This is a genomic window from Brachyspira hampsonii, from assembly GCF_001746205.1.
Lineage (GTDB): Bacteria > Spirochaetota > Brachyspiria > Brachyspirales > Brachyspiraceae > Brachyspira > Brachyspira hampsonii_B.
The window spans coordinates 234,978-250,095 of record NZ_MDCO01000006.1 but is presented as its reverse complement, the minus strand read 5'-3'; the positions used below and the strand labels follow the sequence as shown (position 1 = coordinate 250,095).

The window sequence follows — 15,118 nt, the reverse complement described above, 5'->3', positions numbered from 1 at the left end:
ATGACTAGAGATAAAGATAAATTAAAAGATATAGATAAAAATAGCGATAATAATAAAAATAAAAAAGAGGATAATAAGGTTTCAATAGTGGAAGATAAATTACCTTCAAGATTAATAATTATACCTGTAATGGGAAAACCTTTATTCCCCGGTCTTTATGCTCCGTTTCCAATACCAGCACATCATGCTGATGCTGTAAATAAAGCTATAGCTGAAAATGACGGATTTTTAGGACTTAATTTATATATTTCAGATACCCCATCTGAAAAGAAAACGCCTTCTGTTGATGAAATCTATAAAGTTGGTGTTGTAGTAAAAGTATTTAAAAAACTAAATTTGCCCGACGGAGGACTCAATCTTCTTATAAATTCTATACGAAGATATAAGATTATAAAATTTGTAACTACAGATCCTGTTATAAGAGCAGAACCTCTTTATATACCCGATATAGATCCTTTCAGAAATGAGAAAGAAGCTAAAGAAATTAAAGCATATACCAGAGCTTTGCTTTCAGACATAAAAGCTATAAGTGAGAATAACCCTCTTTTTACTGAAGAAATGCGTCTTACTATGGTCAATGTTGATGATCCTGGAAGATTAGCTGATTTTGCTACATCAATGCTTAATGTAGAGAGAGCAAGCCAGCAGGAAATACTTGAAACTTTTGATATTCAGGAAAGGCTTGAAAAAGTGCATATTCTTCTTCAGAAAGAAAGAGAGATATCTGAGATACAGCAGAAAATACAAGGCAGTATTAATTCAAAAGTGCAAAAACAGCAGAGGGAATATTTCTTAAAAGAACAATTAAAAGAAATAAAAAAAGAATTAGGATATGATACTGATCCTAAACAAAGAGATATAGAAAAATACAAAAAAACTCTTGAAGAACTCAATGTGATAGATGAAGTTAAAGAGAGAATGGAGCAGGAAATAGAAAAGATTTCTACAATAGATACTCATTCTCCTGAATATACTGTATCTAAAAATTATTTGGATACTTTATTTGCTTTGCCTTGGAATAAGGAAAATAAAGAAAGAGAAGATATATCAAAAAGCAAAAAGATATTAGATAGAGATCATTACGGACTTGAAGATGTTAAAGAGAGAATATATGAATTTCTAGCCGTTAGAAAATTAAATCCGGAGAAAAAATCTTCTATACTATGTTTTGTAGGTCCTCCGGGTGTAGGTAAAACTTCTATAGGAAAGAGCATTGCTGAGGCATTAAACAGACCTTTCTTTAGGTTTTCTTTAGGCGGTATGAGAGATGAAGCCGAAATAAAAGGACATAGAAGAACTTATATAGGTGCTATGCCGGGTAAAATAATAGAGGCTTTAAAAATAGTAAAAGTTAAAAATCCTGTTCTTATGCTTGATGAAATCGATAAATTAGGAACTAGTTTTCAAGGAGATCCTTCAAGTGCATTACTAGAAGTTTTAGATCCGGAGCAGAATGCTTCTTTTAGAGATCATTATTTGGATTTGCCTTTTGATTTATCAAATGTTCTATTCATAACAACAGCAAACACTCTCGATACAATTCCTAGACCTTTGCTTGACAGAATGGAGGTTATAAGACTATCAGGATATATATTGGAAGAGAAATTAAAAATAGCTTCCAAATACATTATACCTAGACAGGTTAAAGCTCATGGGCTTGATATCAAATATATTAAATTCACAAATAAAGCTATTAGTAAAATAATAGACGGATATGCTAGAGAAGCCGGAGTGAGAAATTTTGAAAGAAGAATAGAGAGAATATGCAGAAAAATTGCTGCTGATATTGTAGAGCATAATAAAACAAGCTATAATTATACAATAGATGAAAATGATTTAGAGAAGTATCTTAAAAAGCCTATATTCACAGAAGATTTTACAGAGAAAGATTTAAAACCAGGAAACTCTATAGGCTTAGCTTGGACATCTTTAGGCGGTGCAACTCTTACAATAGAATCAATAAAGGTATCAGAGAAAAAAGATTCCGGAAACATACAGGTAACAGGACAGCTTGGCGATGTTATGAGTGAGAGTGTAGAGATAGCATATAGTTATGTAAAAAGCGTTGCTAAAGATTACGGTGTTCCTGAAAACTATTTTAATGATGCTATGATTCACTTGCATATTCCTGAAGGGGCTACTCCTAAAGACGGACCTTCTGCGGGTATTACTATGGCTACTGCTTTGCTTTCACTTTCTATGAACAAAGTTATAAGAAATGATACTGCCATGACAGGAGAGCTTTCTTTAAATGGAAAAGTTCTTCCTATTGGAGGACTTAAAGAAAAGACTATAGCGGCAAAAAGACTCGGATTTATTAAGCATATAATAATACCTTATGAAAATATTAGGGATTTAGATGAGATTCCTGAAAATGTTAAAAAGGGACTCACTTTCCATCCTGTAAAAGATGTCAGAGAGGTATTTGACTTTATGTTTAAATTAAACAAGTTAAATAATAAATCAAATAAATCAGAAAACAAAAAACAAATAAAAAAAACAGACAAAAAAAGCAAATAAAAAATATTATAATTAAAATCATAAAAAGTGCAGGATTAATTATTCTGCATCTTTTTTATATTATTGATTTTATTTATTATTAATAATACAATGCAGACAATATATTAAGCAGTCTATTATAATAAAACTATGAATAAAAAATCAGTAATCAATCATATAGAAACAGATAAGAAATTAATATCTATACTTAAAAGATTGCCTAATAATTATTGGGATTTTAAATATGATAATACAAAAGAATATACCCATGGTATACATAGTTATCCGGCTGTAATGGTTTCTCCTATAAGCAGAAATATTATTAATATAGTTAGGCAAGTTATGGAAGTAGATTCTTTATTTGATCCATTTTCTGGTTCTGGTACAGTTCTTGTAGAAGGCATGCTTTCTAATATTAAAACAATATATGGAAATGATATTAATCCTCTTGCTATCTTTATTTCAAAAGTAAAAACTAATAAACTTAACAGCTTCAAATGATTAAAAATCATATATTAAAAATTTAAGATGAAAATATACGATATTTTGTATTTGCGGCATTTAGCGAATCAGTTAGACTTGTATCTAATCGTAGAAACGGAGAGTTTAAAATGTTTAGAATGCCTCCTATAAAAGTAAAAAGTTTTAAGCCGAATGTATTAAAAGAATTCACTGATGTTTTAGATAAAAATATTGAAAAAATGAATGGCTTTGCTGAAGTTTGTAATAAAAATGGTATTAGTTCAAAAGTTAAGATATTTAATAATAATGCTGCTGACTTGTTTGATATTGCTGATTCATCTATTGATTTGGTAATTACATCTCCTCCTTATGGGGATAGCAGAACAACGGTTGCTTATGTAGAATACAGCAGATTATCTCTTCAATGGATAGGGATAGATTTGTTCGGGCTTTCTGATAAAGAAATAATGATGATTGATAAGACATTAATGGGAGGAACTAAATTCAGAAATGGATTTGAATTTTCAATTCCAAGTAAAACTTTAAAAAAATCATTGAACTCTATTAAAAATAATAATTTAGAGCGTGCAGGCGATGTATATAGTTTTTATTTAGATTTAGAAAAAGCGATATCAGTTATTTCTAAAAAAACTAAAACAGGAGGATATCAATTTTGGGTTATTGGTAATAGAACCGTTAAAGGAGAACTTTTAAAAACAGATAAAATAATAAAAGAAATTGCAAGTCAATATAATAGGATTATGTTTATACAATTGATAGAAATATAATTAATAAAGTTATGCCTTCATTAAACTCCCCTACAAATACAGTTGGTAAAAAATTAGAAACGATGTGTAATGAACATATTGTTATACTAAGAAAAAAATAGTATAAACACTATTATCATATTTATTACATACTGATTTTTATACGCACGTTAAATAAATTTTCAAATACAAAAATATTTTATATTGCAAATTAAATGATTAGTATAAAATTATTAACCGTGCGTTTAATTGATTTTAAATTTAAATAACACTTGGGCGGGCATGCTTTTATGTTTTAAGCTTTAAATATAGATAAATCTATTATGTGTAAAAGAAGTCATAAAATCTAAAGGGCGGGGTATGTAAATAAAGTTAAAAAATTATTTTCACTCCCCACCCACTAGGCTTTTTAATTTAATATGCATATAAACTTTTTATTTTCTTATTATCAAATTAGAATTTTTCAGCTGCCCATCCAAGTATTTTTTAATTTAGAATTCATATACCGCACGCAGAATAAAATTTCAAATATATATCTATTAATAATTATAATTTAAATGATAAATAAAAATCTATTTACCGTGCGTTAAATAAATTTTTATGATATAACAGTGCTTATCCATTTAGAAAGCTCATCAGGTGTTATAGCTGCAACTTTAGCTCCTATTTTGGCAAACTGTTTAGCAGCCTCCTTATCATAACTTGCATCTGCATTATAGTCCAAAGCAGGAAGCACAAAAAGTTTAGACCTTGATTCTATTATATCCCTAGCACTTTTATACATATACTTATAATCATTGCTGTCATACAAATCACTTATAAGAAGAACCATAGTTTTATCAGGAACAGTTGTAATCTTTTTAGCATATTCCAAAGCCATAACAATATCAGTACCACCTCCTAACTGCACTTTAAATAATACATCTATTGGATCTTTTACACTGCCGCTTAGATCAACTATTGAAATGTCAAATATTATCAGTTTTATTGATAAATATGGAAGATTAGAAAATATAGATGCCATTATTGAAGAATATATAACAGAGTCAAGCATAGAACCGCTTTCATCTATTAATATTATTATATTCCAAGGATTATATTTTTTTATGTTCTGATTGAAATATAATTTATCTACAAAAATAGTTTTATCTTCTATGTTATAGTTTTTTAAATTATTTCTTATTGTTTTTTTTATATCAAGATTTTTGAATATTTTATTTTGTGTTGTAGAATTAGGAAGTTTTTTCCCATAGAAAACTTTTTTTATATCGCTTTCCATTTTCTTTTTTATATCATCAACAACCTTTCTTACTATATCATAAGCAAGTTTTTTGACACTGCCGTTCATCATATCTTTGAATGTGAGAATATTTTTTAAAAGCTCCATATTAGGCTCCATCTCTTTTAAAATATCCTCATCAGTAATCATCTCTGTAAGGTTATATTTCTCTAAGGCATGGGTCTGCATAATTTCAACAGTTTTTTTAGGAAATAGTTTTTTTACCTTTGCAACCCAAGAAGGAACAGTTAAAGCACTTTTTTCTTTACCGCCCCTATTCTCTTTACTTTCAAAATCTGCATACCCTGCTTCTCTGCTGTATTCTCTGTCATACAAAAAACCTAATGCACTATCAATTTCAGAATATCCGCTTTCAAGCTCTATATTATCTTCAGCAAAACTTCCAAGTATTAAACGCCATCTTGAAGCATTTTTATAATCTATATTACCATTATCCATATAGTAATAATATAAATAAATAAACAAAAAATCAAATTTTTTTATAATTTAAAACTTTATTACATACCCCGCCCTCTATCTTTTCTGCTCTATTTTGTAATTTTAGTATTTAATTTTTTTATAATATTAATAAGAAATCAAAGCACCCGCCCAAGTTTTTTTAAGATTTAAAATCTTTACTTATTTAATATTATTTTGTTTTTATAGTATGATTAAAAAAATTATAATTTCAAATTACATATCATTTTATGATGAAACTGTTTTAGATTTAAGTGTAGATGTTAATGCAGCGAAAACAAATGAATGCCGATTTATAAAGAAAATAAATAACGATGAATATATATCAAAATTATGTCTCTTATACGGCTATAATGGTTCAGGTAAAAGTAATTTAATTAATGCTTTAAAATATATTCTTTATTCTAATAATGGATATATAACTTCAAGCGATGACAGTATCAAAAAACTTTTAGATCCGAATATGATTTATGGAAAAAATGATAAAAGCCGATTCTGTTTGGAGTTTTATTCAAATGATGAATGCATACTATATTTATATGAATTAATATTGGATAATCAAAATAAAAAAATATATTCAGAAAAATTGCTTAAAAATAATAATATTATAGTATTTGAAAGAGAATTAAACTCTATAAAAGAAGGTATATTTCATTATAATAAATATATTCCGGATACAAATACATTTTTAAGTTTTATAAATGAAGAAAAAATAGATGAGTATAGAGAAGAAGTAAATTATTATCTTTCATTATTTAAAAATTTATGTTTTTTATTCCCATTTACCAATGAAGCAGATTTTTCATCTTATGCCATAGTTGAGGCTTTTGAGTATTTTAATAAATATAATATATGGGATATATATAAAAAACTTCTTTCCTTAATTGATATAGATGATTTGAGTATAGAAAATGCTGTATCCCGAAATGAATTTTCTTTTATCATAGATAATAAAAGGCTTGTAACTAAACATGATAACTATACAAATGATTTTGATGAAGTAGAATCTGAAGGAAGTAAAGTTTATGCTATTAATCTGATTTATATATTAGTTTCTTTAATCAACGGCACATTATCAATAGTTGATGAATTTAACGGCATTCAATCAGAATTATTGGAATTTATTATAAATTTATTCGGTAATAATTTTTTTAATGGTATTAAAGATATAGAAGCAGATACCTCTCAGCTTATACTTTCCACACATGATTCATCACTTATGAGCATAAATGGTACTATGCTTTATAATTATTTTATAATAAATAAAGAAAATAATATCAGCAGTATTTACAGGATAGATTATTTAAGCAAAAAAAATAATAATTTAAACATCAATAATTTGGAAAAAGAATATAGAAAAAATAGATTTGGGCTTCCAAAGAAAGAAATAAATATATTTAATTAATATTTATATATATATAAAGATCCCCTATTATCATATGGAGCTTCAGTTGAATTGATTTTAAAAGCCGTATTGCAGTCTTCTATAGACTTATCGAAATATTTTTTATCGCCTGAATTTTTATATTTAGTAAAATATAAAGCACTTCTATTATTAAGAGCATATATATTATTATAATCTATTTGTATAAGTTCATTAAAATCATTTATAGACCTTTTAAATATATTTTCATCACCGCCTATTTTATACTTTACTGAATACAGTGTTGCTCTGTTATTAAGAAGTTCTACATCCAAATGATTAGCTGATAAAGCATCGTTAAGAATAATTAAAGCAGTATCATAATCTTCTTCTGATTTTTTACATTCATATCTTATAGAATATAATATAGCTTTATTATTTGAAATAATCTCGCTTTTAGAATACAAAGATAAAGCATATTGGAAATATTCACTAGCTTTTTTAAAATACTCATCTTTATTTTCTCTTCCAAACATCTTGGTATACAAAATACCCGCCCCATTCAAAGCTAAATAATTCCTATCATCTAATTGAAACATTTCCTCTATTATTTCTAAAGCTTTATCATCTCTTGAATTTTTAATTTCTTTTACTAAATTTTTATACATTTCTTCTATTTCAATCTTTAAAGCATCGCTGGAAGATGAGTCAATCAAATTTGATATAGGATTAGAAGATTGATTTTGATTATCCTTAACATTTTCGTTTGTATTATTATTGACATACGAAACATTATTATTGATACTGTTATTTGTAAAATTAATTACCAAAGTGAATATAAACATAATCACCGATATAAATAATAAAGCATAAGTAGTTGTTTTTACATTATTCTTAATTGTATAATCTATTGAAAATTTCAGAGAATTGAAATGCGGAGTTATTCCCAATCTTACTTGTTCTTTAACTAAATTTGTAAATTCATTTGCTATGGCATAATTATTTAATTCTTCTTTGAAGTATAAAGTCATCATGTCCATATATTTACTTTCCATTCTTAGAGAAAGAGAATTAGTAAAATTCTCAAGCTCTCTTCTTATCCTACTTTCTGCTCCTATACTGTATATGTTATATGTAATAGAAAATACTAAGAGTAATATTGGAAATAGTATTAATATAACTAAATTGAGTTTTCTTATAGTTTTTTCTTTCATTTCTTGTAAAAAACCTTTTTACCATTACATATATTTTAACATATTTATTCAAATAATCAATTTATATTCGCGTCTGAGAGGAATCGAACCCCCAACCGGCGGAACCGAAATCCGCTGCTCTATCCAATTGAGCCACAGACGCTATTAATATTATTTACTATAATACTTATCGGCAATTATGAACTATAGTTTACAATTTGTATTTACACAAATACATATAGTTTTAACGAAGCATAGGTGCAAACCGTGTTCCTACTTGAAATCCTATTTCCAATGCATCTTCTCTAAAGTTAGAATTTTTAACTTGGAAACCGAAATCATAATTCAAATAAACTCCTACATTAAAAGCTATATTATCTACAAAGAAAATTGAATAATCTGCAGTAAGTTTAATATATGGTATTACAGGTATTTTATACATATCTTTAATATTATTAAAATTTAGCTTTTCTATATCCTGATTTTTATGATATTGCTGCACATATGCATCTATGGATACAATTTCACTTGCTATAATTGCATATAATGGTATTTTCACTCCGAAACCTAAGCCAAGAGAAAAATTTCCTTTGTTAAATTTAGGCAGCAAACCTAATTTAAGGCTGTGAATTCTAATGTTTTTAGTTAAAGTATCCTGTATCTTGAAAGAACCTATATCTTTTATTTTAACTATAGAAGTATAAGAGTTATACTGATATCCAATTTCAGCTAAAGCACTTATTCCAATATCATCATATATATCAAATAAATATCCAAGTTTAACAGATGCCCCAGCACTTGCATTTAATTTTCCGCTAAGTTCTTCTATATTAGCAGAAGAATCATAGCTTACTCTAAGATTAGGTTTTCCTATAGGTAAAGTAATGGAAGCACCTACAGGCATATCTATTATAGCTTCAAATCCGCTTTCTGCCAAAAGTAATGTATTTGTAAATATTAAAGAAAAAATTATAATTAAAAAAATTCTTATTTTTTTCATAATAAAATCCTATTAAAAACTTTAAAATCCGTAACGAGGTTTTTCATCTTTCTTATTCATATTTCCGTTTCCAAATCTAACTCCTACCTGAGCGGTTATATCCAAACTATCTAATCTAACATCCTGAGAAGCTTCTTTTAAAGGAAGTCCGAAATCGTATCCTAAATAAACCCCTAATGAAAGAGCAAATTTTTCTGTAAAAAAGAAATTATAATCAAAATTAAGTTTTACATACGGTATTGGACTTTTACTATAATCATTTTCTATGTCTTTTCTGCTTAGTTTCTCTTTAATATCTTCTTTTTTTTCTCCGTCATATTGTATTATAAGTCTGCTGTATTCATATTCTGCTGCCAATGGAATTTTTACTCCGAAACCAATACCTATAGCAAAATTCTCTATATTAATTTCAGGCATAACTCCAATTTGAATGCTATGAGTTTTTAAGTATAAATTTAATGAATTTTTTAATATACTGTCTTGAATTTTAGCCTCGCTAAAAGCAGAAGCTCCATAAGTATCATAACTATATCCTAATTCCAGCAAAGGAGTAATTCCTATTTTACCTAAATCAAATATATATCCTAATTTAGTATTAACTCCTGTATTAATCCCTAATTTATTAAGAGGTTCTCCCAAAACTAAACCATCAGCTATACATACTGATAACCCCACAGGAACTTGAAGTTTAGCTACAAAACCGCTTTCTGCAAATATTTTTATACTGAATGATAATATTAAAATAATGATTAAAAATATATTTTTCATTTTGTTCATTATAATCATCTCCTATATGCCGATTATATTATGTTAATATGAGAAAAATATCAAGTTATATAAAAAATTACAATATAGGAGCAAATCTAAGAGCAAGCTGAATTCCTGTATCAAAACTATCAATTCTATTATCTGTATCTTTTGTAGAAATACCTATATCATATCCAATATATGCACCCAAATTGAAAGCTAACTTACTTGTAAAAAAGAAAGAATAATCAAATGTCATTTTCACATAACCTATAATAGACGATGAATAATCAGAAGATTTATAATCTTTTTTCAAATAATCTTCTGTTTTTGAAGTGCTGCCAAATATATTTATAGTTTTTATAGTTTTACTTTCGCTTGTTCCTGAGATTGGTATTTTTACTCCGCCGCCTATACCTAAAGAAAAAGCCCCGAAATTAAGTTTTGGAATAATACCTATTTGAAAACTATGCAGATACAAACTATTTTCTATATTATATTCCTCGCTTCCTCCAAATGCTGAAACACTATGATATAATGAATATTTAAAACTATCATAACTATATCCTAAATCAGCTAAAATACTTAATCCGAATTTTCCAAAAGCAAACATATAACCAAGCTGAGCATTCACTCCTGCATCAAATCCTGCTTTAGTATTGATTTTAGGGGCATTTCCTATCGATTCAATTTCTCCATTGAATATTCCAAAAGATGCACCTAAAGGTATATTAAGTAAAGCTTCAAAACCGCTTTCTGCAAATAATTTTATGTTAAATGATAGTATAAAAATTAATAATATATTTATTATCTTTTTCATTATAGTTTGGAATCCTCTTTCATTAAAATATTTTAATAAATATATTATTTAATATCAAGCATAATTTTAATAAAAACCTGCATATTGATTATATGCAGGTTTTGATTGTATATATATTTTTATTAATTTCCAACTCTAGGTCCGAATTTTAATCCTAACTCAATTCCTAAATCTAAACTGCTTACAGAGGCATCTTTAAAAGATGTGTACTCCTCTTTAATAACAGGTCCTATATCAAAACCAATATATGCCCCCAATATAAATGCCAAATGATCATTAAAAAAGAAAGAATGATCAAATGTCATTTTTACATAACCTATAATAGGCAATTCAAAGTAAGAAAATTTATAATCTGATTTTGATGTAGTATTTCCTCTTATATTATCTTCAATATGATTTTCAATAGTTCCAGCCATAGGAATTTTTATACCGCCTCCTATACCCCAAGCAAAGTTTCCAAAATTGAATTTAGGAAGAATACCTATTTGAAAATTATGCATATACATACTTTGAATTCTTTCATACTTAACTGTAATTGTTCCTGATAAATCTAAATAATCTGAAAATCTATAGCTGTCATAGCTGTATCCTAAATCTCCTAAAAGACTTAATCCAAAATTGCCGAAATCAAACATATAGCCTATTTGAAATTGAACACCTGCATCAAATCCTGGTCTTCCGCCAAGTGCACTTTTTGTTCCTAAAACATTAAGAGATGGTTCAAAGTTTGAAGGTATTCCAAAAGATACTCCTAAAGGCACATTCAGGACAAATTCAAAACCGCTTGCGGCAAATACTTTGATATTAGCTGATAATATCAAAACAATAACTAATGATAAATGTTTTATTCTATTCATTTTTTATAATCTCCATTAACTATTTTTAATTAATTAATTATAATCTACATTAATTTTTATTAAAAATCAACAATATAAAAAGAATTTTATACTTAATTAAGTAGTATTTTAATATTCAAATTGCATAAATATTAAAATATTTAATCAGCAATTTTTGGGGCAAATCTTAAGCCCAACTGAATACCTACATCAAAACTATCTATTCTATTATCTGGATTAACTTTTGGAGAAAGACCTATATCATACCCTATATAAGACCCCAAAACAAAAGAAAATTTATCGCTGAAGAAAAAATACTGATCAAATGTAATTTTAACATAGCCTATAATATTTGATGTAAAAAATGAAGAGTTGTAATTTACTTTATTCAATGCATTATATACATATTCTCTTTCAATTGTACCTGAAAAAGGTATTTTTATTCCTCCGCCTATTCCTATTGCAAAGCTGCCGAAATTAAATTTAGGAAGAATACCTATCTGAAAATTATGCAGATACAAATTAAAATTTGCATTATTATTTAAAGCATTAATTGAATATCTATAACTGTCAAAACCATATCCTAAATCTCCCAAAATACTTAAGCCAAATCTGCCGAAATCAAACATATATCCTATTTGAGCCTTAACTCCTGCATCAAATCCCATTTTTGTATTAACTGAAGAAGTCGTTTCTCCACAAATAATACCAAATGATGCTCCTAAAGGAACATTTAGAGACGCCTCAAAACCGCTTTCTGCAAATACTTTGATATTAGCTGATAATATTAAAACAATAACTAATGATATCTGTTTTACTTTTTTCATTTTTTATAATCTCCAATAAAAATTTTTAATAATTTATATTACATAAAATTAAAAATCAACAATCTAAATAAAGAATTTTCTACTTATTATTAATATTAGGCTCGTTTCAAAACTACCATATGTACAATTTATACAAAACATGAATTATATAAAAGTCTTAATTTTTTTACATATTTGGAAATAAATAAACTGTCTTTGCTATAACAAAATATATTCATATAGGAAACTAAATCTGCTATGAGAAATAGACTGATATTAATTATAATTAAAAAAAGAAATGGGCGAAAGACGGGACTTGAACCCGCGACATCCAGATCCACAATCTGGCGCTCTAACCAACTGAGCTACATTCGCCATTTAAACATTAAAAAGAGTTATTATTTTTTATCATATAAAAATTATAAACGATGACAAAGCAACAATGTCGTTTATATACGCGCCAGACAGGAATCGAACCTGTAACCTACTGCTTAGAAGGCAGTTGCTCTATCCAATTGAGCTACTAGCGCATTCGGGATGGTGAGACTCGAACTCACAACCCCCTGCTCCCAAAGCAGGTACGCTAACCAATTGCGCTACATCCCGTTAAATTATGTTTAATCATTATATAATAATTATTTTTTTTGTCAACTATATATTTTGTATTTTAAAATTATCATTTTTATGTATTCTATAGATTTAATCTTATTTTTGTATATAATATTTAATATATGATAATCGGAGTTTTTATTATGAGAGATAAAGATTATTTAGAATTATTATCCAGAAAATACCCTACAATAGATGATGCTTCTGTAGAAATTATCAATTTAAAAGCTATATCTCAATTGCCTAAGGGTACTGAATATTTTTTAAGTGATATACATGGAGAATCTGATGGATTTGAATATCTAATAGGTACTTCCTCTGGGGTAATAAAAGAAAAAATTGAATTACTTTTTAAAAATACTTTGCCTGAACATGACAGAGTGGAATTACAGATATTAATAGTAGATACTAAAAATTTACTAAATAAAAAATCTAATGATCCGGATTTTGCTGATTGGTCTAGAATAACCATATACAGACTTATAAGAGTATGCAAACTAGTAACTAGTAAATATACAAGATCCAAAATAAGAAAAAAAATGCCTTCTAATTTTGCTTATATATTAGATGAACTTCTGCAAACTGATTCTGAAGAAAATAAAGAAAATTATTATTTTTCTATTATAGATTCTATTATAGAAGTATCTGCTGCTGATAAATTTATACTAGCATTATGTCAGCTTATTCGCCAATGCAGTGTAGACAGACTTCATATAGTAGGAGATATTTACGATAGGGGACCTCACCCAGATAAGGTGATGGAAAGTATAATGACTTTTAATGAAGTTGATATCGCTTGGGGAAATCATGATATACATTGGATGGGAGCAGCAAAAGGAAGTTTAATATGCGTTGCAAATGCTGTTCGTTTGGCTATAAGATATAATAATTTTGATTTGCTTGAATATAGTTATGGTATTAATTTAAGGTCTTTATCTTCTTTTGCAAATGATATTTATAAAGATGATCCATGCGAGGTTTTTAAACCTAATACTTTAGATAAAAACATTTATGATGAAGTAGACAAAGATCTTGCCGCTAAAATGCATAAAGCTATATCAATAATACAATTCAAATTAGAATGCCAGCTTATAAAAAGACATCCGAATTATGGAATGAATGATAGAATACTGCTTGATAAAATAGATTATGATAATGGTACTATAACAATAAATAATAAAACTTATGAGCTTAAAGATAAAAATTTCCCTACAATAGATAAAAATAATCCTTTCGAGCTTACAGAATCTGAAAGCACTCTTATACAAACTTTAGCATTCTCATTTATGAATAGCCCGGCTTTGCAAAGACATGCCAATTATATGTATTCAAAAGGAGGTATATACAAAATATTCAATGGAAATCTTCTTTATCATGGATGCATACCTACAAAAGAAGACGGTTCTTTTGATGATGTTTATATAGATAATCAATATTTGTCTGGAAGAAAATATTTAAATCAGGTAGAAGATAAAGTGAGAAAGGCTTTTTACTCAGAAGCAGGAAGCGAAGAGCAATTAAATGCTCTTGATTACTGCTGGTATTTATGGTGCGGTCCTAAATCTCCGCTTTTCGGAAAAAATAAAATGACTACTTTTGAAAGATATTTTATAAATGATAAAGAAATTCATCAGGAACATTATAATGCATATTATTTTTATGTAGACAGCAAAGAATACTGTCAAACCATTCTAAAAGAGTTTGAACTAGATCCTAAAAGATCCCATATAATAAACGGACATGTACCTGTAAAAACTCATAAAGGTGAAAGTCCTATAAAAGGCGGAGGAATACTTCTTGTTATAGATGGAGGTTTATCTAAAGCATACCATAAAAACACAGGAATAGGAGGATACACTTTAATTTCTAACTCTAATATGATGGTAATAGCAGAGCATAGACCTTTTGCCGAAGTAGTTGAATCCGGATTTAAATTAAGTCCTAAATCCATAATAGTAGAAAGATTTGTTAAAAGAATTACTGTTGGAGAAACCGATATTGGAAAAGATTTAGAAAAAAGAATTGATGATTTGCTAGAACTTTTGAATGCATATAGAAATGGTATAGTAAAAGAAAAAGTAAATTAGAGCTATTATTATAGTGAATTATTGATAACTTTAATTTATTATGCTATATATAATAATAAAAATTGTAATTTAAACAACGCACGCAGAGTAGTAAAAAATAAAATAAAAATATAAATTAAAATCTTAGTTATAGATAAAGCATCACTAATCGTGCGTTAAACAGTAATATTTCT

Annotated in this window: 12 protein-coding genes and 4 tRNA genes; 5 read left to right on the top strand and 11 right to left on the bottom strand. The window is 27.4% G+C overall.

What is annotated here, in order from left to right:
* The 3 genes from lon (at position 1) to BFL38_RS15390 (ending at position 3,749) form a co-directional block, all read left to right on the top strand.
* On the top strand, positions 1-2,520 hold the full coding sequence (lon, locus tag BFL38_RS04190; RefSeq protein ID WP_069725869.1) for an endopeptidase La: 2,520 nt from the start codon (positions 1-3) through the stop codon (positions 2,518-2,520).
* Between the two features lie 129 nt (positions 2,521-2,649).
* The gene (locus tag BFL38_RS15395; protein WP_256097196.1) at positions 2,650-3,000 is read left to right on the top strand and encodes a TRM11 family methyltransferase; all 351 of its coding nucleotides are present in this window, start codon (positions 2,650-2,652) and stop codon (positions 2,998-3,000) included.
* 110 nt (positions 3,001-3,110) lie between these two features.
* Positions 3,111-3,749, top strand: a complete 639-nt coding sequence (locus BFL38_RS15390; RefSeq protein WP_256097195.1) for a hypothetical protein — start codon at positions 3,111-3,113, stop codon at positions 3,747-3,749.
* A gap of 577 nt (positions 3,750-4,326) precedes the next feature.
* Here BFL38_RS15390 and BFL38_RS04180 read toward each other — a convergent pair.
* Positions 4,327-5,466, bottom strand: a complete 1,140-nt coding sequence (locus BFL38_RS04180) for a VWA domain-containing protein (RefSeq protein ID WP_069725868.1) — start codon at positions 5,464-5,466, stop codon at positions 4,327-4,329.
* A gap of 208 nt (positions 5,467-5,674) precedes the next feature.
* Between BFL38_RS04180 and BFL38_RS04175 the strand changes: the two genes are divergently transcribed.
* Positions 5,675-6,889, top strand: a complete 1,215-nt coding sequence (locus BFL38_RS04175; RefSeq protein WP_069725867.1) for an AAA family ATPase — start codon at positions 5,675-5,677, stop codon at positions 6,887-6,889.
* Here the strand turns inward: BFL38_RS04175 and BFL38_RS04170 are convergent.
* The 10 genes from BFL38_RS04170 to BFL38_RS04125 all read right to left on the bottom strand — a co-directional run bounded on the left by BFL38_RS04170 (position 6,886) and on the right by BFL38_RS04125 (position 12,855).
* The gene (locus BFL38_RS04170; protein ID WP_083249374.1) at positions 6,886-8,061 is read right to left on the bottom strand and encodes a tetratricopeptide repeat protein; all 1,176 of its coding nucleotides are present in this window, start codon (positions 8,059-8,061) and stop codon (positions 6,886-6,888) included. The two genes, BFL38_RS04175 and BFL38_RS04170, sit on opposite strands and share 4 nt — an antisense overlap.
* A gap of 68 nt (positions 8,062-8,129) precedes the next feature.
* A tRNA-Arg gene (locus tag BFL38_RS04165) sits at positions 8,130-8,203 on the bottom strand.
* A gap of 81 nt (positions 8,204-8,284) precedes the next feature.
* The gene (locus BFL38_RS04160; protein ID WP_069725866.1) at positions 8,285-9,040 is read right to left on the bottom strand and encodes a hypothetical protein; all 756 of its coding nucleotides are present in this window, start codon (positions 9,038-9,040) and stop codon (positions 8,285-8,287) included.
* Between the two features lie 21 nt (positions 9,041-9,061).
* A complete protein-coding gene (locus BFL38_RS04155) occupies positions 9,062-9,817 on the bottom strand; it encodes a DUF2715 domain-containing protein (protein ID WP_069725865.1) in 756 nt (251 codons plus the stop codon).
* Between the two features lie 67 nt (positions 9,818-9,884).
* Positions 9,885-10,607 (bottom strand): hypothetical protein, encoded by a 723-nt coding sequence (locus BFL38_RS04150; protein ID WP_069725864.1) that lies wholly within the window; start codon positions 10,605-10,607, stop codon positions 9,885-9,887.
* Between the two features lie 122 nt (positions 10,608-10,729).
* Positions 10,730-11,464 carry a hypothetical protein gene (locus BFL38_RS04145; RefSeq protein WP_069725863.1) on the bottom strand — a complete coding sequence of 245 codons (735 nt, stop codon included), beginning with the start codon at positions 11,462-11,464 and terminating at the stop codon, positions 10,730-10,732.
* Between the two features lie 140 nt (positions 11,465-11,604).
* Positions 11,605-12,270, bottom strand: coding sequence for a hypothetical protein (locus BFL38_RS04140; protein WP_069725862.1), 666 nt, complete (start codon positions 12,268-12,270; stop codon positions 11,605-11,607).
* Between the two features lie 279 nt (positions 12,271-12,549).
* Positions 12,550-12,625: transfer RNA gene (locus BFL38_RS04135), tRNA-His, on the bottom strand.
* A gap of 80 nt (positions 12,626-12,705) precedes the next feature.
* Positions 12,706-12,779 (bottom strand) — tRNA-Arg (locus BFL38_RS04130).
* Positions 12,780-12,781: 2 nt separating this feature from the next.
* Positions 12,782-12,855, bottom strand: a tRNA-Pro gene (locus BFL38_RS04125).
* A 146-nt stretch (positions 12,856-13,001) separates the two neighbouring features.
* On the opposite strand from BFL38_RS04125, the gene BFL38_RS04120 reads away from it, so the two are divergent.
* The gene (locus BFL38_RS04120) at positions 13,002-14,945 is read left to right on the top strand and encodes a fructose-bisphosphatase class III (protein WP_069725861.1); all 1,944 of its coding nucleotides are present in this window, start codon (positions 13,002-13,004) and stop codon (positions 14,943-14,945) included.
* Positions 14,946-15,118 lie beyond the last annotated feature (173 nt).